This is a genomic window from Ravibacter arvi, assembly GCF_039540405.1.
GTDB classification, from domain to species: Bacteria; Bacteroidota; Bacteroidia; order Cytophagales; family Spirosomataceae; genus Ravibacter; species Ravibacter arvi.
In genome coordinates this window covers 77,927-98,911 of the sequence record NZ_BAABEY010000014.1, presented here as the reverse complement: position 1 = coordinate 98,911, position 20,985 = coordinate 77,927, and the positions used below count along the sequence as shown (strand labels likewise).

The following is a 20,985-nucleotide window of genomic DNA, read 5'->3' as shown; positions in this document are numbered from 1 at the left end:
CTGTTGTTGTCAATGGTAGCGCATCTGCCGGATGGTCATCCTGAATGGAACGCAGTGGAACTGAAGGATCTCCTGTTGCTATAAAAAAGTCTTCTGAAATGGATTAGGTGCAGGGAGCGGGAGATCCCTCCGCTGCGGTCGGGATGACCTCGCTTTGACTCCGCTCACGATGTCCCCTTCCGCCTATCACCGGTTAATATTGACTACTTCCTCCAATAACACATTATCTGTACTTGCGGCTAATGAGTGCATGGCGGCTGTTTACCTCCAGCTTTTCGTAGATATTTTTAATGTGGTATTTGACCGTTTCCAGCGATATATCCAGCCGGATCGCCACTTCCTTATTGGTAAGCCCCTCCTCGATTGCCGAAACAATCTGGGCTTCCCGGGGTGTCAGCTTTTCCGATAGCTCCCGGGAGCTTTTGGGGTTGAAGTATTCTACCACCATTCGGGCAATTCCGGGCGACATAGGCGCTCCCCCCTCGTGCAGTGATAAAACTGCCTCCCTGATTTTTGCAAGTGGTGTCTGCTTCAAAAGATAACCCGAGGCCCCGCTGCACAAAGCCTGGAAAACGCGGTTGGCATCATCATACACCGTCAGCATAATCACCTGGCATTTGGGCGCGCGCTTCTTGATCCGCGATATCCCTTTGATCCCGGACTCGCCGGGCAGGCCGATGTCCGAAAGAATGATATCCAGGTAAATCCCGTCGCCCCACAGCGTAAAAAAGGCCTCTACCGATGACGCCGACAGCAGAACCGAAAAACCAGGCTGTCCCGAGAAATACTGCTCAAGCATGCTGCGGATTTCGTTGTCGTCTTCAATAATTCCCAGGCGTATCATATCGGCAAAAGTAGCTTTTGATCCGGTCAGTTCAGACCCCCCTTTTGGGTGGGAGCGTAAAAATAAGCCGGAAGTGACCGCCTTCATCGGTAATGGAAAGGGTCCCGCCGACTTTCTCAGCCCGCTGCTCCATGTTTTCCAACCCGCGCCCGCCCTGACGGCCTGCTACACCGTTCTGCTTCCCCTCGTAACGGTTGGCCACCGTCAACCGGATCAACGCGCCCAGTTGTAGTGAAATCACAATTTCCGAACCGTTGCTGTATTTAATCGCATTGGTGAGCGCTTCCTTAAAAATCAGGAAAAGATTTTGGCGTACGGCCTGTGAGAGAACGCCCGATTCCGAGTTCTCCGGTTCCTCAAACCGATAAGAAAAGTCGAGTTCCTCCCGCAGGCGATACACGTAATCCTTCATTCGGATGACGAGGTCTTTCGTGGTGTCGAAACGGGAATCAATAGACCATACCATATCGCTCATAGTCAACAGGGCGTGCTTGCTGGTGTCGGAGATTTGCTTCAGTTGCTTTCCGGCATTTTCGGCCGAACCCGCGGCGAGCGTATTTGCCTGGAAGAAAATGCGGGTAAGCGAACTGCCGACTTCATCATGCAAATCCGCTGCGATACGGTTACGTATGGCCTGCTCCCGGCTTATTTTACGGAGTCGGCTGCGGTACCACAGCAACACAAGTCCCATAGCCAATAACACGATCAGCGCGGTAAACCACCAGGTCTCATAAAAGAAGGGGCTTTTCACAATAGCGTATTCCTTTTCCCGGGTCTGGATACCATTGCCCCGTGTTTCGAGCCGCAGCCGGTAACTGCCCGGAGAAGGCTCAATGAGCGAAATGAACTGCCCCAGCCCCAGCGGTTCCCAATCCCCCTGATTGAGGGCATACCTGAGCTTGGCATCGGCGCGGTAGTTTCCGGGGGTGCCGGCATATAACCCGGTCAGGCTTTGGCCGGGCTCCAGCACCAGCGTACGTTCACCGCGATAGGGCCAGGTGTAGTCGGTCGATTTCCCGCCCGCATTCCGGGTAGAAGTATGGATTTCGGTTACATAACTCGCCAGTTCGGGGCTATCCCCAAACCACATTTGCGTCATATCCAGCTTCGTGTAACCCATCAGGCCGCCGACATAGACCCGCTGCCGGGTTTGGTCCCAGAACGCGGCGCCCGAATTGAATTCCGACTGGTGCAGGCCCTCTCCCGTTCCGATACGTCGTACCCGGCCATTACGGATGAGGTTCAGTCCATCGGCCGTGCCCACCACCAGAATGCCATTGGCATAAACCAGGCTGTAAACCAGGTTGTTGCTTAGCCCTCCCGCCGTGGAAAACACATGTTGTTCCCTTCCTCCACGGTCAATCGCAACGAGTCCCTTGCCCTGGGTGGCCAGCCAGAGCGTATCGCCCACCGCTTCGGATTTATAAATACCGAGATTGCCGGATTGGGGATATCGTTTTATTAGTTCTTTTTTGTTTAGCTCAAAAAGCCCCAGGTTGGTACTAAGCAGCATATGCTGTTTGTTGATCACGCGGATGTGACGGACCTGGAGATCAGATAGCCTGGTGACGCTGCTGTTGGTTTCTACGCGGTTGAGCCGGCGGGTTTTCTTGTCCAATAGCCAAAGACCGGCGGTGCTGCCGATAAGATAGTCGGTATCGGTTTCGGCGAGGCTCAAGACATAGTCGGGCAGGTTAAAAGCATACAGCTTTTGAGCCACATCGGAGAGCGTATAGTCAAGCGGCCTGATCCGGCGTTCTTTCCGGTCGAATACTTTCAGGAAGCCCCCCTCCGTACCCACCAGCAGCTCATTATCATTCATCGGGAGCATCACGTAGGCGTGGCGTAGCGCTTGCAGCGTAGTCACCTTCCCGGTAGCATCAATGTAGCCGGCTCCGTTGTAGGTGCCATAAAAGATAGCCCCGTCCGGGTAGACGTAAATTCCCCGGGTACTTTTATTAGCCCCCGGATTTACCGGGATCAGTTCAGAAAGCCCGCTTGTTTTAGGGTAAACCACAAAAATTCCCTCTTCGTTTCCGAGCAGTACTTCATTCCCGGTAATGTGGACCGATGCCGTCCTGAAGCGATGTCGGGAAGGGATCTGCAAACGCTGCACAACCCGGAGGTTGGTATCAAGAACGGAGGCAGATTCGTTGTCCGCATAGACATGAATTTCACCTCCCTGTTTCAGCAAATTGAATATATCGGAAGAAATCGTCAGCCCATCGAAAGCGGCCTTTTCAACGCCGTTCACCGGCTGGTACCGGAAGACTCCCTGTTGGTATACATCCAATATCAGGTCGTCGCCCTGCGGGATCATGCTCATAATCACGTTGTGAATCCCGGGCAAATCGCGGTACTCTGTTTCGTAACCACGCTGCGGATCGATCGACAGCAAAGTTCCGGCTGTTGTGCCAACCCAGTATTTTCCTTTCCACCAGGTAGCGGCTCTTGGAAAAATTTTGTTCCGGTTCAGGCCGGGTCCGTTCAGCTTGTCGATTCTCGTGAAGCGGTCGCCGTTAATAAGCAGGATATGCCCGTTTTCGTAGGCAATCATGACCGTTTGGTCCGACATCTGTGCCATCCAGTACACCGCCCGGTCCGGCACGGGGGGTAAAAAATCCGGCGCCACGTTGTGGACTTTCCAGGTTTTCAGGTCAAGGTAGCTGAGGTTGGTGTTCCCGACCATCCAGAGCCGATTCCAGCAGTCAACCAGGATACGCTGCGGCATTTCGTCGGTGTGCCGTTTGTCTGCTATCGTTTTGAGGATATCAAGCGACCGGTACCCGTCATACCGGTAAATTTCGCCGTTGGTAAGAAACCAGATAAAGCCGAGGCTATCTCTTGTCACATCTTTGATCAGTACCTCGTCGCGATCCGGGAAGAGCCTCAGTTTTGCGATGGTATAATCCTGGCCACAGACAGGATTGTACCAGAAAACCAACCACCCTATCAGCACCCCTATAACCGCCCGATGCTGTGCCGCAAAGCGGGAAGAAATCATCCGTTTTCCAATTTTCGTTGTATCCGGGATAAAAGTAGGAAAATCCGTCGGACTGCCGGGGCCGGCAAAACAGAAAATTCAGAAAGTAATACGCATTCTCTTCAGGCAGCACCCGCGTACCCGCTATTGCTCATTTCGTCTGTTGCTGAATCCAGGTGGTGACAGCGCTCAGCGCAGCCGGCGAGAAAGTTTGTTCAATTGTGGCGTATTCATTCGGAGAACCGGTTTTGCATTCCTGGAAAAGATGGTTTAAACCGGGAAGCGCCCTGGCGGTTACATTTCGGTTTCCTCCTTTTTCCAACGCTTTCCGGATGGCTTCCAGGTTGGCGCCGGCCGGTACCTGTAAGTCCATTTCTCCGTTAAGCGCCAGGACCGGGCACCGCACCTGCTCCAACACGGGGGCAGGGTCGTGGCGCAGGAAAAAAGTCAGCCACGGGCTTGTGAGCTGGTCAACCTGGGCCTTGACATACGCTTCTTCAGACATGCCGGCAGGCCTGCCCTGTAAATTACTTTTAAAATAACCGGCCAACGCTTCTTTTGCGGCATCCGGTTGCGGCGTTCCGGTAACAATGGCAAAGGCCTTTTTATTGAGCTCCTTTGCCTTTTGCAACTCAGCATCGCTCACGCCCGAAGACTTTCCGATCAGCTCGGTCTGCATCAGCAGCAGTTCATCGCCGCGCAAACCCGGGGCTGCCAGCAAAACCACGTAGCTGACGTCTCCAGACTTTTGGGCGATAAGCGGGGCTATTAAACCACCTTCGCTATGGCCTACCAAACCTATTTTTTGCCGGTTGATTTCCTTCCTGGAATGCAAAAAAGAAAGAGCCGCTTCCACATCCGTTGCAAAATCCAGCGAAGTCGCGGTTTTGAAATCCCCGGTTGATCCCGCCGTGCCCCGGTCATCATACCGCAGCACGGCAATACCATTTCTGGTCAGGTAATCCGATAAGACCAGGAACGGCTTATGGCCCATCAATTCCTCATCCCGGTTTTGCGGCCCGCTACCCGATATCAGGATCACTGCCGGGAAGACGCCCTCTTCTCCGGGCAGCGTCAGGGTGCCCGCCAGCGTAACACCGGCTTTGGCGTTTTCAAAATGCACGTCCTCAGAGCGGTACGGATAGGGTTTTGATGGTTCCTGTGGTCTGCTAACCGCTTTTTTCTCTACTTCTTTCCGGCCCAGGTTCATTGGTAGTGAAAACCCTCCCTGCCGGAAGGTACCTATGATGCTATCTCCTTTCAATTCTCCGGTATAGGTAAGCTGCAGCGCATCGGCGCTCAGCTTTAGCACCGGTTTGTTATAGGTGGTTGACGACACGGGGATCCCCTTTGCACCCTGGTCGGGGCTATCCAGGGTGGCCGAATAACCCGAGGCCGATTGGGTAATGTTAAACACCAGTCGCATTTGAACTCCCTGAACGGTTAAAGAGCCGAACCATTGTCCGGCAATTTCCTGTGACTGTGCCGAAAAGGCCGCAAGCAGCCCCAGTGTGACAAATAAGAATTGCTTCATAAGAAGAGTGGTGAGATTAAGTCCAGGCTTGACTGAAAGTATAATGGTCAATAATAAGGAAAAATCCGGGAATTCCACCGGGAAGAGGCGGTCTTGCCTCTTCAGGTATTGGCCCACCGGCCGGTCTTTTTCAGGTAGCGGACCGCCAGGTAAAAGCCGAGGAAGATAAGGACGGCGCCTGTCATTATCCCGTTGCGGGCATTTCCGCTTTCAAAGAGAAAAGCATACTTATAGCCGATCAATGCGGTTATTCCCAGCAGCCATACAAACAGGGTATTGTACTCCTTGAGAAGCCAGCGCCGATAGTTAAATTCCATACTATTGAGCGTTTTGCCGAGTCCGCGGAAGTCGATCAGCCAGCGGTTGACTTTTTGCGTGTACTCATCGAATTGCTGACCGAATTTGTTTCTCAGAAAATTCTCCTCTGCCAATACAATTGCCTGGTAGATGAAAAGAAAAAGCGGCAGGACAATCACCACGTACAACAAAGAGTTGGACAATATCCCGACACCGGCCAGCATCAGGATGTTCCCGACGTACAGCGGGTTGCGGCAATGGTTGAACAGCCCTTCCGTAACCAGTTTTTCCGCGTAGACCTTTTTATCGCGCCCGCCCCTGATGATGTAGGCAAGGCCGATAGTCATCCCGCGCAGGATTTCTCCCGCGAAAGTCGTCAACAGGCCCGACACAAGCGGTATCAGGTAATAATTCGGGCCGAAGGCGTTCGCAGTAAACAGTTCCGGAGAAGGAACAAACAACAGGAGATACAGGAAAATGAACAGGTTGTTCCTGTATTTGAAGAAAAAATTACCTATCGCAATCATTGAAGTTTCTGGGCTATAATACCGGAAAAATTATACCATTTAAAAAAAGTCTCATGATTCACAAAGCCTGTTTCGCGCAGCAAGAGTGAATTTTCAGACAATTTGTAAGGGACAAGTACGTTCTCCAACGCTTCCCGCTTTTGTGATATTTCCAGTTCGCTGTAATGATTCCTCCTTTTGTAATCGTAGTAATACTTGATAAAACCCCGGTTGTAAAAACTGTCCTCGGCCAGGACTTTTTCGACGAGAATAAAAACCCCTCCCGGTACAAGCCCGTCGAAAATCCGCTTCAGCAGCTTCTCCCGGTATATCGGGCGTATGAACTGCAGCGTAAGGCACATCACCACTACCGAAGCATTCGATATTTCGGGATTTTGCTGAAGGTCGGCTACTCTCAGCTCATAGGGTCGCCTGATCCCCGCTTCGGTTAGCTTCCTTTTGCATTTTTCCAGCATTTCAGGCGCTTCATCCAGCCCGATAAAGCGGATATCCCCGCTTACCAGGGAATCAAGGCCGATCAGGGTCGTACCGGTAGAGCATCCGAGATCGTAGACGTCGGTACCTTTCTGAACAAAGTCAGCGGCCAGTTCGGCGATCATGCGCTGGATCTCCCCGTAAAACGGGACCGAACGGTTAACCATGTCGTCGAAGACGCTTACAACGCTTTTGTTGAATTTGAAATCGGCAGGTTTGGTAATTTCCTCGCTGAAAACAGCGTCCTGCCCGTTCTTTGAAAAAGTCATGTTGTCGTGTTGTCGTAGTTATCTTTTATAATAAAGATTCCCTCCTCCCTCTCCTAACGATCAACCTAACTCAAAAGTGTAAAATTAACATACGCCACCGGTAACCTGCGGGGCGCACCAACCGGTCCCGAACCTGCCGCACCTTGCCGCCCGGCCGGGCGGGGGCGAGATGCGGCAGGGCGCTATTCAGATACGCCAAAACTATTACAAAAAACAAACTTTTGGCGCATCTAAAGTTTTTCATTTACGCCAAAAGTAGTCAATTTTACTTATATTTGGCGACACTTCAACACAAACTACTATTTATCAACCATTTATGAAAGACACACAAATAGCGGGCAGGGAAGCGGAAATGGCGATTCTGAATGAAGCGCTACTTTCAAAAAAGGCTGAGTTGATTGCCGTTTACGGTCGTCGGCGCATCGGTAAAACCTTCCTTATAAGGACCTATTACCAAAAGCAACTGTGTTTCGAGCTTTCCGGTAGCCAGCATGCGGCCATGGATACCCAATTGTTCAACTTTGCCAAGGCATTGAGCAAGCGTATAGTGTCGGGAATTCCGCCGAAAACTCCGGATAGCTGGCCGGAAGCCTTCTCCATGCTCAGCCTTTACCTCGAGCAGCTTCCTCAAAAAGAAAAAAAAATAATATTCTTCGATGAGCTCCCCTGGCTCGATACGATGCATTCCGGCTTCCTGAGTGCGTTCGACTACTTCTGGAACAGCTGGTGCTCCCGGCGCCCGGACATCGGGGTAGTCATTTGCGGCTCAGCCGCCTCCTGGATGATTAACAAGATCATATTCAACAAAGGCGGACTACACAACCGGATTACGCGCCAAATCAAACTCATGCCCTTTACACTCGCCGAAACCGGGGAGTTCCTGAGAAAGAAACAGATAAAGCTGGATCACTACCAGATTGTGCAGCTGTACATGGTAATGGGGGGCGTTCCGCACTACCTCGACCAGATAAAACAGGGGAAGAGCGCCATGCAAAACATAGACGACCTGTGCTTTTCGCCGCAGGGAATGCTCCGCCAGGAGTTCGACAAACTGTATGTATCGCTTTACACCAACGCCCATGTCCATATCGCGATTATCAGGGCACTTGCCGGCCAGCGAAAAGGGCTTACAAGGAATGAAATTGTAGCCGCAACGAAACTGACAAGCGGAGGATATCTTTCCGGGGTACTCCATGAGCTGGAAGAAAGCGGCTTTATTGCCTCTTACCTGCCCCTGGATAAAAAGGCCAAGGATGCCGTTTTCAGACTTACCGACGAATATTCTTTGTTCTACCTGAAATTTATCGAGAAAACGCGCAGTTCGGGCGCCGGCACCTGGGCATTGCTCAGCAGCAGAAGCACGTGGCGCTCCTGGAGCGGATACGCTTTCGAAAACCTATGCCTTAAGCATGTGCATAAAATTAAAATGGCCTTGCAGATCGGGAATGTTTATTCTGAAGAATCAGCCTGGTACGACAAAAATGAGGGCGCACAGGTCGACCTAGTGATCGACCGCGCAGACCGCTGCATCAATTTATGTGAGATGAAATTCTCGGAAAGCCCGTTTACGATTTCCGCCAAATACGCCAAAGAGCTGCAACATAAGGTAATGGCCTATAAAAGCGCGCTGAAAACCAACAAAACAATCTTTACAACGCTCGTCACCACTTTCGGACTTAAGCCTAACGAGCATTCCGCTCAGTATGTCGACAGCGAAGTGACCATGCAGGATCTGTTTTAGGTGCGGCCCACAGCCAACATTCAGAAAGCGACTTTTGGCGTAAGTGAAGTTTTTCATTTACGCCAAAAGTATTCCACTTCGCTCGCTGTCGTCTTCTTGCTCTTTTTTCTTGTATAAAAAACATAAAATCCCTTACCTTCGTATTAACAGTACCCGTGTTGCATCCCGTTAGATCTGCTCACGGGTCTTCTTTTTACATACCTATATTACGCTCCAACACAATCCGTTATAAACAATGAAAGCACCTCGATGGATATGGACAGTAAATGTGCTATTAGTAGCTCCCCTAGCTATTAATTCCTGGATAAATATGAATCAGGTAAGGCATATAACTATTCCATTTGCCTACGTCCTTGGTGTCTTACTTTTATCTGCGGCATTAATAACTATCATCATCGCACTTATCCCCTCCCGATCACAATCCCGCAGGTCCAGGTTCTTTTCTTTCTTCCCTTTTGTTTTGGCTTCTCTATTGCTCCTAGCCTTGCTCGATATTACTGTAAAGCATGGCTAAATAAGTAAGACAAAGAAAGAGGTGGAAGAAGCACGAGTTATCGTTTGGCGGATCGGCCAATAGAATCGTAGTATTCCGGCTACCATTGACAATAGTCAGGATCGTCGCTCCTGCCGGATGGTCACTCTAACCGGATGGGTCATTCCGAGCGTAGCCGAGGAATCTCCCTTTCCCTGCACTCAATCTATTCCGCCAGGCTTCTTAGTAACAACAGGAGATCTTCGACTCCGCTGCGCTCCGCTACCATTGGCAACACGATGGATGGCGCCACTCCAACCGGAGGGTCATCCCGACCGCAGCGGAGGGATCTCCCGCTCCCAGTACCCAATCCCTTTCAGAGGGCTTTTTTTCTTGCAACAGGAGATCCTTCGACTCCGCTGCGCTCCGCTTCAGGATGACCGTCCGGGTGATAGCCTCCGGCTACCATTGACAACACGATGGATGGCGTCACTCCAACCGGAGGTCATCCCGACCGCAGCGGAGGGATCTCCCGATCCCTGCACCCAATCCCTTTCAACGGGCTTTTTTCTTGCAACAGGAGATCCTTCGACTCCGCTGCGCTCCGCTTCAGGATGACCGTCCGGGTGATAGCCTCCGCCTACCATTGACAACACGATGGATGGCGCCACTCCAACCGGAGGTCATCCCGACCGCAGCGGAGGGATCTCCCGGTCCCTGCACCCAATCCCTTTCAGAGGGCTTTTTTCTTGCAACAGGAGATCCTTCGACTCCGCTGCGCTCCGCTTCAGGATGACCGTCCGGGCGGTAGCCTCCGGCTACCATTGACTTCCATTGACAACATCTATTTGTCATTTCTATTCCTAGGTGTTTTCGCAAAAAAAAATCTTTCTCAAAGAGTCTTCCCAGCCACGACTGTGGCAAGAGCGCGGAAGTATATATCGGTTCTATCCACAATGAAGATAAAAGAAAAAAGGGAGGCAGATGACCTCTATAAGATCCAGGGTCCCGACATGCAGAGTCCGGGTTGTTTTTCGTTATATTTACCTATCCTGAAAAGATAAAGAACTAACGGTCAACCGAATGAACATTATCCTGCTGCCCTTATCCGCATACTTCGTTCTGATGTTAACAGGCACCAGATGGTTCCAGCCTGTCCAACCGGCGGATCCTGAGTCCTTGACCGCCGCCATCCCCGTTTGCGGGGCTTCCGTCACCGATGTTACGCGCTCAGAAGAAGGACGATACGTCACGGCACTTCCGGGCTGGGGTAACCATTCATACGCAGTCGCTACCGATTCTGACAGCTCTCAATACTTTTTCGACCAGGGGTTGAGCCTGTATTACGGGTATCACTTCCCGGAAGCGGTCGCATCTTTCAAAGAATCGGCACGATTCGATCCTGACAATGCCATGGCTTACTGGGGGCAGGCGTTGTCAATGGGTCCCTCTTATAATGGCGCTCACCTTTATCAAAAGCCGGCCGGACTCACGGAGATCCTGGCAAAAATGAACCGGAAGGCAGTAAAATCTCCGGCCAATGAACTCCGGCTGATCGGGGCAATGAACCGGCGCTACTCCGAAGACCCCACTGACCAGGACCGGCCGGCGCTCAACCGCGCTTATGCAGAAGCGCTGAAAAAAATAGTGGAGACAGACGATGAAGCCAAAATCCTGTATGTCGATGCGGTCATGCTGCTACATCCTTGGGATTTCTGGACGACCGGCGGCGCTCCCCAACCATGGACACAGGAGCTGGTTGCGTACACCAACGACGTCATCCGCCGCAATCCGGACCATCCCGCCGCTTTACACTACCACATTCACCTCACCGAAGCCTCACGGCAACCACAGGTAGCCCTGGAAAGCGCGCACCGCCTCAAAGACCTCATGCCCGGCGTGGCGCACATGGTCCATATGTCCAGCCACCAATACGAAAGGATCGGGTTATACCCCCTGGGGGTGGAGGTAAACATTCGCGCCGACAGCAACCTGCGGGTTTACGACGAATACGCGAAGCACCTGGGATTAAACAGGCGCTCCTTCCATTATTTTGCCGTACAGACCTACTGCGCATTCACAGGCGGCCTCTACCCGGACGCCCTTCGCTACGCAGGACTGACAAGGGCCAGTGTAACGCCTTCTCCCGAAAACACCTATCACCAGTACCTGTTTATGCTGCCTGTACTGGCTAACGTCCGGATGGGCAAATGGTCTGAAATACTAAATGATACTACGCAGATCAGGCAGGATTGGTCATACGCCGGGCTGCTATCCGATTTTGCAAAGGGAGTTGCAAGCGTCTACACAAACGACCTCAGCACAGCCGCCGGGCACCTGAAGAGCCTGCGGGAAAAGCTGCTGGACCCGGCCCTCGAAACCCGTCGTATCCCCTTTAACTCATCATTGCAAAGTGCCCGGATCGCCGAAAAACTCCTGGAAGGCATTCTCCTGTATGCACAGAAAAAACCGGCGGCAGCGCTGGCCAGTTTAGAAAAGGCGGTACAACTGGAAGACCAGCTGATTTATACCGAACCCAAAGACTGGCCTTTGCCATCCAGGCAATTTCTCGGCGCCTATCTTCTACGCGAGGGCCAGGCGCGTCGCGCTGAAGCCGTCTACCGGGCCGACCTGGCCAAAAACCCCGGGAACGGCTGGTCGCTCACCGGACTTAAGCTCAGCCTCGAAGCTTCCGGACGCCCTGGTGAGGCCGGCGAGCTGACGCCCCGTGTGCTGGAGGCTTTTTCTCACGCTACGGAAAAGCCGATTGGATCGGTATTTATGGAATAGTTAATTAGCCTACCGATAGCTTGCGTTTTAGCACCTATTGTGCTTTAATCCGCTTTTCAAACTCCGGAAAATCTGTTGGCGGAGGAGTTCCGCCGGGATCGTAGCTGGAGTAAACAATTTTCTCTACCCGGGTTCCCTCAGACCGTAGGAGCTGGTGCAGTTTGATTTCGTCCGGAGAAGGCTTGCCAAAAGTCCCACCATTCAAATAAATTAACTTCTCGGCTGGTAGATAATAAACTACCGCGCCGCTATTTTGAAAATAAACGAGCCCATTGACCCCATCGTTTTCATAGGGAAGCTCAAAGGGCACCAGGCTTTTGGCAGCCAGCCTGACATTCCCAAGAGAGTCTTCCTGTAAAAGCTTCCGATGCCGTTCGTCCTGATCCTTGGGAGCGTAGACCGTTGCTCCTGTATCAAAAAACGCTGCGAGCTCCGTAACCCGCAGCAGCCTGTGCAGACAAAAAATACGCGTTATCTTTAATCCCGGGAAATGCGCGCGCACTGCATCGATGACCCTGGCATTTACTTCCTTTCTGTAATCAAGCGTCAGGAAAAGATCGATTTGGCTATCGGGCTTAAGCCGGATAAGAAAGCGCCGGTTAAAGAACCCGCCGGATTCCTCCATCACAAACAGGTTGTCCGCCAGCTTAACAAAGCTATATTTTAGTTTCGCCCAGGGTGCCGGCTCCGGTTCAAAGGTCTTATCCGGAAATGTACCATTGAGATCTCTCCAACTCAGGCTCCTTCGGGTGGTAAAATCCTGCCTGGTAAATATTTCCTCCACAGACATAGGGAGCAAAAAGCCGTTCACGTTTTTATAATCCGAGTATAGCCAGATTTCTTTGTAGAGGACCGGTCCTCGCCCGATCAGTGGATCCTCATCCACATGGGGCACTACGATGCCTGACGGCAGCCAACTCTCGGAATCTATCATTACCTCTACCCACCTGGTGCCCATCCTCGTCTGGACAATGTGCTGCTTTCTTGCATTTATCTGTGTTGTACCGGTATAATTAACCCTGGCTGTATCTGTGAGCATGTATTGCAGCAGCCAAACCGGGTTATATTTTAACACGGACTGAAACCGGTAAGGGTGGCTGAAATCATACACCGCACGACTTGTATCGGTTTTGCCTTTCGAACGATTGGGCTGAATGGTAATTTGGGTCACCTTCCGGGCGGCCCAACTGGCAAAAAAAGAAATATGTTTGCCGGTCTCCAAATCTATTTTGCCTTGATACAGTTGCCGCCTCATATCTTCCATAACCTTCACTCCTTCCTGCTTTATTGAATCGGGAGCTGCCTTCATCAAGGAATCCAGGAAATTAAGCATCGGATCAGGTTGCCGGTACGCCAAAGGGGTTTCACGCGGCGTTTTATGGTCAACCTCCAGGCGAAAACCTGTCAGGGTTTTTCCACCGGTTAATTTTTTAAGAGAAGCTTTGACGATAGCCGTATCGGAAAGTACCTGAGAGAAGGCTGGAGTAATAAAGCAAACTACCATCAAATAAACCGGAAAAATACGCCATATCTTTTCAGGCCGGACAAACGTGCTTTTCAAAGGCATTGCTTTGCGAAACCACTGAATCAAAGAAGACAGGTCGTAATACAAGGGCTCCTCCTGTACCCCACCGACCTCTTTCCCAAAACGCGAATAATTAGTCATGGCAGCCATTCGGAAATCCCTGTTAGTTTAGTGTGTATCAGGCCATTTTGGGAATAGGTCTAATGAAAATTATCCGCCCGGAAATTGGGTATTGCCAGCATGAAAATAAATCATTCCACCAAAATCTCCAAATAGCGATCGCGCTATCGAAAATCTCTTCAGCCGAAATCGAGAAGAAGGCCCATTTTTTTTTCAAAATAGGACACCCCACGGTTACCTGCCCACTGGAAAAAGCCTTACCCTGCGATCCATTATCTTCTCTGCAACAAAGAGCAAAGACGTGACAAGGGAAAAAAAAGACTGATTAGCCTGTTGCACAACGACCAACAATCAGTAGCCTCTGCTAAAAATCACCTTGAAAATAGTGTGGAGTATAAGGCATATGATTTTTAACAATCTGTCGTTAAGGCATTTCCAGCTTATACCCCTTCCCGTGAACATTCGTTATCCTCAGCCCGGGATCATGGCTTAGTTTTTTTCGAAGTTTTGACACAAACACATCCAGGCTGCGACCGGTGAAAACGCCCTCATTGATCCAGACTTCCTGCATCAGTGTTTCGCGGGGGATCAATTCACCGAAATTTCTGTGGAGCAATTCCAGCACCTTGCATTCCTTATCTGTAAGACTAACCACCTCGCTCTCCAGAATCAAGTGCTGTCCTTTCACGTTGAACAGAAATTTTCCGAGGGCAGCCAACTCCGGATCAGACTCTTTTACTACAGCCTGATTTTGATTTTTCCCTGACAACGGTTTTAAAAATCTTCCGGGACGCCCAATTACCAAGGCAATACCCAATAGCACTATAATAAAGGCATAGGCTACGCTGCTCAATGAATAGTCAAAGGCTGGCACTTTTGATTTGATATTTTTTTGATTGACGTCCTGAGTATCCGCGTTAACTGGTTCAACCGGCTGGTCGATGTCGGCTTTCTGCTGTTTTAGATTTTCATAAAAATCCGGAAACGCAAATTCTATTGTGTAACATCCCGGAGACTGACTTCTGCCCTTACAAGCCAGAATGTCCGGGGAGGTATTACTTATCTGGAAACCGTAAACAATGCTCCCTCTCTTGCAATCATGTACGGTAACAGTGTAACCGGAAGGAAACTGTTTTTTAGGAAGTAAGCGCTGTGAAAGTGCCATGAGCGAGTCGTGGTCAAAAACGAATTCATTTTCAAACCTGAGCAGAAACGTGCCATCTTTAATCTCCGTAACGGGCAATACGCGTGAGGTTGAATCACCTGCCTGCAACAGCAGCCGATGGCCGGTTTGACGAATCAACAGGTTCACCTCCTTTGCCCGTAAGTCGCGATTGGCGTGCTCCGTAAAAGAAGAGGCGATAAAAAAGACAGCAAGCAGTACCACAGCAACTCCAGAACGCACCAACAGACTAACGAAAGAGCCGGCAAAAGCAGATTTTACACGCATTTACATTTCTTTTTACAATTGACAAACAAGATTTTACAGTCGATTTACAAGAGCTGCTAACCGGGTTCCTACATTTGGATGTGTGAAGTTAAAAACAATTTTACTCTATTATTTCACCCAACCATTTTAGTCATGAAAATCCATAACCTTGCTTTTTTGCTCCTTTTTCCGCTCTCATCTACCTTTGATCAGGCTTTGGAATTTTCGCAGTCAACCCCGGTCCCGGACACCCTCCAGAAGCGAGGCGAATCCCTGCATTGTGATCGCCCGGCGGGTATTTACAGATCTCCGGACAAGGGAAAAACATGGCGGCTTTTACTTCCTGCCATTCGGGATAAGGTCTTCAACCTGCCTGTTTCAGGCAACGTGATTTATGTCATACCGGGAGCTGGAGGATGTTAAAATCCAGGTTCCCTGACAATTCTTAATTGAACATTTGACATAAATGATCACGCCTACCAAACGATCCATGAAAAACCAACGCATCCTTCTGATCCTTTCCTTTCTATTAATCGTATGTCACGTACAAGCGGATGACCTGGACGATTTCATCCGGAGTCAAATGCAGAAGCGGGGTATTCCTGGTTTGTCCCTGGCCGTCATCCAGGACGGCAAAATCCTGAAGACTCAATCATATGGATTTATTGATAAGGGTGGAAAGGTCCCTGTCACAACGAACACCTTATTTCAGGCAGGCTCGGTTAGTAAATCGGTTGCGGCCATGGGCGCTCTGTATCTGGTTGAACAGGACAAACTTTCTCTGGATGAGAACATTAACGTAAAACTTCAAAGCTGGAAGGTTCCTGATAATGAATTTACAAACGACAAAAAGGTTACACTGCGCGGGATACTCAGTCACACTACCGGTCTTACAGTACACGGATTCCCGGGATACGCTGTGGGCGCGAAAATCCCTTCGGTCATTCAGATTCTGGACGGGACAGCCCCGGCCAATACTCCCCCGGTTCGCGTAGACTTTGTTCCGGGCTCCCGTTGGCGGTATTCGGGTGGCGGCTATACCGTCATGCAACAATTGATGGTGGATGTGACCGGCGCTGCTTTTCCGGAATTCATGAAAAACAATGTGCTTGCCCCTCTTGGTATGAAAAATAGCAGCTACCAGCAACCCTTACCTCCGGAACTGGCAAACTTAACGGCAACCGGTCATTACAACAATCGAAGCCTGGTGGAAGGTCGCTGGCACATTTATCCTGAGATGGCAGCAGCCGGATTGTGGACAACGGCGTCCGATCTGGCTCGGTTCGCAATTAGCATTCAGAATGCTTATGCCGGAAAATCAGGAAGTGTACTATCTCAGTCCATGACGCGCCAAATGTTGACAGATCAGAAAAACAGGGACGGACTCGGTGTTTTTTTGCAGGGTGACAGCACCACGCTCCGCTTCGGTCATAATGGGCGCGACGAGGGTTTTGATGCTTTACTTACCGCTAGTGTGGACAAAGGACAAGGCGTTGTGATCATGATTAATGCGAATGATAACTCGCATATGATGGGCAGGATTGTTGATTTTATTGCTGACTACTACCACTGGGACGGGTTTCCTGTAAAGACTAAACCAGCAGCGGTCGATGTGGATCCTAAAACTTTAGAGGCTTTCAAAGGTCGGTATGAATTATTTAACAATCGAATTGTCACTTTTGAAGCCAACAATCAGCGACTTTTTACGATTGAAGATGGTTTTGCTGATGAAGAATTCGTGCCCGTTGCTAAGAATAAATTTATGTCGGCTGACCGGAATGTTTCAGTGACCTTCACTACCGACGCTAATGGAACTGTGACGGGCTTCACGCTTCAGGACAATGATCAGGGCTATGAGCGAAGCATACCGCGTATAGGGCCGCTTGCCGATACCCATAAAACCAATGCCGATCCAAACCCGGCACGCACACTCAAAATCACGACTGCTTTGCGGGCCACGATAAAAGGTGGTCAGGTATTAGAAGAAGCATCAGGCCTCACTTTAGGAGCAAAACGCGATTTCGCCGGCGGAATGCGAGAGCCGGAAACTCTCAAATCACTAACTTTTATTCATTCAGAGAAAGTGGCAGACCGCGGAATTCAACGCCATGAAAGCGACGTAAGCGAAATAGTAACTTACCGACTGAAGTCCAACCAGCCGGACACCTATATACTCGTCCACCTGACCTCCGACGGCTTGGTTACGGATTGCGATCTCGTTGAAAAATGATAAAGACTGGAATATACAATTTAAACTCCTGAAAATGATAGTGATATAATTTCTAGCACTGGAATCTTGTTTGACTCACTGGGGGAAACGTTGCCTGGAGACAGGTCGCAATCAACTGTATATGTAACTTGAGAAATGTATGAAATACTGTATTTCATAGATGAATCCCTATATGCATTTTCGAGATCATAATCTGTTTTTACAACGTTTTTGTATGTGACACCTTCAATCATGATTTCTATTCCGATTTTATCACCAGATTTCAAATCGATCAACCATGCATTTTTCAGTGGGTCTATGTGACATTTTTCTCTCCCTATTATTTCAATATATGAGTATGCTCGATTGTCTTTCACGCGCGGCTCATGGCAGCAAAAAAATGATGTTATAAAAATAGAAATGAATAAATAAAAAGTTGATAGTTGAAGATTTTTCATGGATTCAGGCATTTAAGTTGACCTAGTAATATTTAAAAGATGTGAAGAGTTCAGGAGGTAAATATCAGATGATAATTTTCATTGCTTCATTCTAAATATTCCACTCTGTGATATAGTTCACAAGGAAGTCAGAGTAGTTAAATATTTAAGCTAAATATAAAAGTAAAATATGGGTTCGCTAAAATATTTCATCAATTTTTATAGTACAATTTGATCGATTCTTAAAGTTCCGATGAAAACTTATGGAAGCATTATTGTGTTATCGATTCGTTGTCTTTATCTAATCAAATAAAAAATATTTCCAATGTAAGTGTCCTGTATTTCCTGAAGCGTACCATCCTTGACTTGGCTCTGCTTGTTCAGTAGGAAGAAGCCACTCTGTATCGCTATATACACTGTTTTCGTCTAAGGGATTATATACAACCCATTCCTTTGTGCCAAATTTGTCAAGAAGGGATCTGGGTTGTTCAAATGAAAGATTATAATAGGCAGAACCTAAACAGACTAGCTGAAGGAAGTCAAAACTCATTACATTGCCCTCCCCTATTCGTTAGCCAGCTTCGCAACATGATCCATCAAGGAGTTCGACAGCCAAACCCCTTTCCCACGAAGCTCTATCAGCAGCGCTTTTACGGAGGGAATAAGTTCTATTTGTTTCGCTTTCAAAAGCACGCCGATAGTGCCGGTAAGCATCAATCCCAGTTGCTGCGCGTAGCGTCTTCCCAGATTTTCATCCAGGATTACCAGATCAGCGCTAATCTCACGCGCCAACACTAAAACCTCCGCTTCTCCCCGGTCAAGATCGAAGAAATAATCTAACGAAGCAGGATTCCCCACGTTCCGAATCTCAATTCAATCGGCCTTCGATAAATCAGTATAGTAAGTCCAATCCCGACCAGCCTCTCCTCGCGGAAAACGGCCTCCGGTATAGTAACGGTGTCGTACAACGCTTTAAGCAACTACAACTTGTCGATTTTCAGTAGCGACAACAGCGGGGTGGTATTCGATACAACCTTACGCATTGCTAAAATCGGAAACCAAATCTTCGTCGCTCTCGGGCTGCAAGAAAGAAACACGATACTCCGCCAGGGATTCAAGGAATTCCAGCCTCGTCAGGCCCAATAAGCCGGCAGCGGCGCCGGAAGAAACCTTTCCCAACTCATAGAGCTTCACCAAAGACAGCGTTTTAATCTCCTTTTCAAACTCCTTGCTTCCCATTTTTAAAGACAGGGCCAGAGATTCGGGATACGATATTTCGATAGTTGCCGCCATTACTTCCTTGAATTTTGACGATAGAAACAAATTTACATAAAATAGTCGAAAGACACCTGCTACTTACAGCGCCGGATAATTTTACCTTTATACAAGCGTCAGAGGCCTGCTACTCAGAGGGCGCACCTCCCTCACCATCCAACAACCCTTCACCAACTCATAAACCACATTATACAACCACAACGTGTCCTCCTTACACACTCCCTCATCCGGATCGTCTGTGCTGAGGGCAAAAAATAGAACGTGCCTCAAGCATCTTTCCCAATCATCAAGACCTCTCATTTCGAAGAACTGCCGGATAACAGAATAAGCGTTTCCTAGTGTCGCTGTTGCTTCCGGGCCGTTATACGACGGAGACTCCCCGGTAAGCTGACGGAAAATCTCTTGAGCAGCTTTGATCAGATCTGTTAATCTCTCTATAGCGTACAGCACATCCGAAGGACTACCTTGTTTATAATAGTCCTGAGCGGAATACGCTTCCAGGATCGTCCGCCACCGGACTGCAAAATCCTCAGGTTTGTAGGAGTCAAAAAATAACGACAGCTCAGACTCAATGCCGTTCAGGCTGGCCGGAACAGACGAGCTATTCCGCTCGCTCTCCTCATCCCGGTATACAAACAAGCCTTCAGAACCTATACCGACGGGCTCCTTAACCACTTCTTCTCCCTTGCCCGGCGACCTGTCCGCAGCAGTTTCCAACATTCGGTTTACCAGGTAGACCGCTTCAATCATCGTCACGATGTTTTCGAAAAAATAAACCTGGCTACCGGAAGACGCCCCTATGAGCTGAGAGTCGGAAGCAATAGAGTTGCTAAGCATCTGCCATAAATAGAAGCGGCAGTCTGACAGATCCCAGGAACGGCAAAAATCAGAAATAAATTTTGCTGGCTCAGTCACTTCTTCGGGAGACATCCAGATAGGATCTTGAAATTTAGGATCAGAAGTAGTATATCGCATGATCGGGATATCTAGGCGTTGACAATACAGAAATTCCTGGCTCTCAAATTTCTATTGCATCCCCGCCCGGTATGTTTTATTCAGGAAACAGCACCATACTCCCAAACAAGCCGCTAAAATCTTATATTTGAGTGTTTATATCATATCTGCATTATGAGCAAGACCATACATCATGGAAGGAATATCAAGCGATTTCGGGAAAGGCTGCAAATCAAGCAAGAGGCCCTCGCGTGGGAGTTGGGAGAGGACTGGAGCCAGAAACGGGTTTCCCTGCTAGAACAAAAAGAAGCAATCGAACAGGATATTTTGGACCAGGTAGCGAAAATCCTGAAAGTAAGCCCCGAAGCAATAAAAAATTTTGACGAAGAATCCGTCGTCAACAACATTAATACCTTCTATGACCAAAGTGCTTTTAACTTCCAATGCACCTTCAACCCGGTTGAAAAATGGATAGAAGCGCTAGATGAAAACAAAAAGCTGTACGAACGGTTGCTTCAGTCGGAAAGGGAGAAGGTCGAGTTGTTGCAGAAGGGATTGGATAAAAATTAATATAAATACTCGGAAATAGAGGTTTATTTGACTCTCTTCCTTCGCTTTTCTGTAAGCACTTAGCCTCCACGTAATGGCTCCTAGTTCTTCGTCACCACAGAAATGAGGATAGCAATGCCCCCAACGGGTTAGCTATTTGATAGATACAATTTCATTTACAATCTTATCTATTGTAATATTAAAAGACCTACTATTTCTTAACTCACATTCCCAAACTATCAATACCTTCCAATTTAACTTGGAAAGCTCGCTTTGGACTTCCTTATCTCGTGATTTGTTCTTTTGAATTTTGTTATCCCAAAAGTCCTTGTTCGTATTTGGCTTAATCTGTTTTTTACAATTTTTATGTCCATGCCAATAGCACCCATGGACAAAAATTGCAGTTTTATATTTGGGGAGAACTATATCAGGCGATCCAGGAAGCTTTTTCACATTGACCCTATACCTTAGTCCAATTTTAAATAATGCCTTCCTGACACAAACCTCAGGTTTTGTATTCCTATTCTTTACGGCAGCCATAATTCGGCTACGTTTT

The 20,985-nt window shown here is 48.9% G+C and carries 17 protein-coding genes; 4 read left to right on the top strand and 13 right to left on the bottom strand.

The window, feature by feature from the left end:
* Positions 1 to 223: 223 nt before the first annotated feature.
* The 5 genes from ABD852_RS07195 to cmoA form a co-directional block, all read right to left on the bottom strand.
* Positions 224 to 844 (bottom strand): response regulator, encoded by a 621-nt coding sequence (locus tag ABD852_RS07195; protein WP_345027557.1) that lies wholly within the window; start codon positions 842 to 844, stop codon positions 224 to 226.
* A gap of 31 nt (positions 845 to 875) precedes the next feature.
* The gene (locus ABD852_RS07190) at positions 876 to 3,848 is read right to left on the bottom strand and encodes a sensor histidine kinase (RefSeq protein WP_345027555.1); all 2,973 of its coding nucleotides are present in this window, start codon (positions 3,846 to 3,848) and stop codon (positions 876 to 878) included.
* A 130-nt stretch (positions 3,849 to 3,978) separates the two neighbouring features.
* Positions 3,979 to 5,361: an alpha/beta hydrolase family protein gene (locus ABD852_RS07185; protein ID WP_345027554.1), complete on the bottom strand. Its 1,383-nt coding sequence runs from the start codon at positions 5,359 to 5,361 to the stop codon at positions 3,979 to 3,981.
* A gap of 101 nt (positions 5,362 to 5,462) precedes the next feature.
* Entirely contained in the window at positions 5,463 to 6,185 is a 723-nt protein-coding gene (locus ABD852_RS07180; protein WP_345027553.1) for a methyltransferase family protein, read from the bottom strand.
* Complete coding sequence (gene cmoA / locus ABD852_RS07175; RefSeq protein ID WP_345027552.1) at positions 6,182 to 6,928, bottom strand: carboxy-S-adenosyl-L-methionine synthase CmoA; 747 nt, start codon at positions 6,926 to 6,928, stop codon at positions 6,182 to 6,184. Before cmoA ends, ABD852_RS07180 begins: the two co-directional genes overlap by 4 nt.
* Before the next feature lie 316 nt (positions 6,929 to 7,244).
* On the opposite strand from cmoA, the gene ABD852_RS07170 reads away from it, so the two are divergent.
* Positions 7,245 to 8,669 carry an AAA family ATPase gene (locus ABD852_RS07170; protein ID WP_345027549.1) on the top strand — a complete coding sequence of 475 codons (1,425 nt, stop codon included), beginning with the start codon at positions 7,245 to 7,247 and terminating at the stop codon, positions 8,667 to 8,669.
* 1,081 nt (positions 8,670 to 9,750) lie between these two features.
* Here the strand turns inward: ABD852_RS07170 and ABD852_RS07165 are convergent.
* Positions 9,751 to 9,996 (bottom strand): hypothetical protein, encoded by a 246-nt coding sequence (locus ABD852_RS07165; protein WP_345027548.1) that lies wholly within the window; start codon positions 9,994 to 9,996, stop codon positions 9,751 to 9,753.
* 228 nt (positions 9,997 to 10,224) lie between these two features.
* Here ABD852_RS07165 and ABD852_RS07160 point away from each other — a divergent pair, with 228 nt between their 5' ends.
* Complete coding sequence (locus tag ABD852_RS07160; RefSeq protein ID WP_345027547.1) at positions 10,225 to 11,931, top strand: hypothetical protein; 1,707 nt, start codon at positions 10,225 to 10,227, stop codon at positions 11,929 to 11,931.
* 34 nt (positions 11,932 to 11,965) lie between these two features.
* Here the strand turns inward: ABD852_RS07160 and ABD852_RS07155 are convergent, their stop codons facing one another.
* Together ABD852_RS07155 and ABD852_RS07150 are read right to left on the bottom strand one after the other, a co-directional pair.
* A complete protein-coding gene (locus ABD852_RS07155; RefSeq protein WP_345027546.1) occupies positions 11,966 to 13,606 on the bottom strand; it encodes a hypothetical protein in 1,641 nt (546 codons plus the stop codon).
* Positions 13,607 to 14,000: 394 nt separating this feature from the next.
* Positions 14,001 to 15,026 (bottom strand): winged helix-turn-helix domain-containing protein, encoded by a 1,026-nt coding sequence (locus tag ABD852_RS07150; protein ID WP_345027545.1) that lies wholly within the window; start codon positions 15,024 to 15,026, stop codon positions 14,001 to 14,003.
* Between the two features lie 469 nt (positions 15,027 to 15,495).
* On the opposite strand from ABD852_RS07150, the gene ABD852_RS07145 reads away from it, so the two are divergent.
* Positions 15,496 to 17,235, top strand: a complete 1,740-nt coding sequence (locus ABD852_RS07145; protein WP_345027544.1) for a serine hydrolase domain-containing protein — start codon at positions 15,496 to 15,498, stop codon at positions 17,233 to 17,235.
* Between the two features lie 20 nt (positions 17,236 to 17,255).
* Here the strand turns inward: ABD852_RS07145 and ABD852_RS07140 are convergent, their stop codons facing one another.
* From ABD852_RS07140 to ABD852_RS07125, 4 genes are all read right to left on the bottom strand, one after another.
* Positions 17,256 to 17,672 (bottom strand): hypothetical protein, encoded by a 417-nt coding sequence (locus ABD852_RS07140; RefSeq protein WP_345027543.1) that lies wholly within the window; start codon positions 17,670 to 17,672, stop codon positions 17,256 to 17,258.
* Positions 17,673 to 18,215: 543 nt separating this feature from the next.
* A complete protein-coding gene (locus ABD852_RS07135; protein WP_345027542.1) occupies positions 18,216 to 18,509 on the bottom strand; it encodes a PIN domain-containing protein in 294 nt (97 codons plus the stop codon).
* 177 nt (positions 18,510 to 18,686) lie between these two features.
* Positions 18,687 to 18,944, bottom strand: a complete 258-nt coding sequence (locus tag ABD852_RS07130; RefSeq protein WP_345027541.1) for a UPF0175 family protein — start codon at positions 18,942 to 18,944, stop codon at positions 18,687 to 18,689.
* A gap of 87 nt (positions 18,945 to 19,031) precedes the next feature.
* Positions 19,032 to 19,856 (bottom strand): hypothetical protein, encoded by an 825-nt coding sequence (locus ABD852_RS07125; RefSeq protein WP_345027540.1) that lies wholly within the window; start codon positions 19,854 to 19,856, stop codon positions 19,032 to 19,034.
* Positions 19,857 to 20,054: 198 nt separating this feature from the next.
* On the opposite strand from ABD852_RS07125, the gene ABD852_RS07120 reads away from it, so the two are divergent.
* On the top strand, positions 20,055 to 20,450 hold the full coding sequence (locus tag ABD852_RS07120) for a helix-turn-helix transcriptional regulator (RefSeq protein ID WP_345027539.1): 396 nt from the start codon (positions 20,055 to 20,057) through the stop codon (positions 20,448 to 20,450).
* Between the two features lie 132 nt (positions 20,451 to 20,582).
* On the opposite strand, the gene ABD852_RS07115 is transcribed toward ABD852_RS07120, so the two are convergent.
* Positions 20,583 to 20,969 (bottom strand): very short patch repair endonuclease, encoded by a 387-nt coding sequence (locus tag ABD852_RS07115; protein ID WP_345027538.1) that lies wholly within the window; start codon positions 20,967 to 20,969, stop codon positions 20,583 to 20,585.
* Positions 20,970 to 20,985 lie beyond the last annotated feature (16 nt).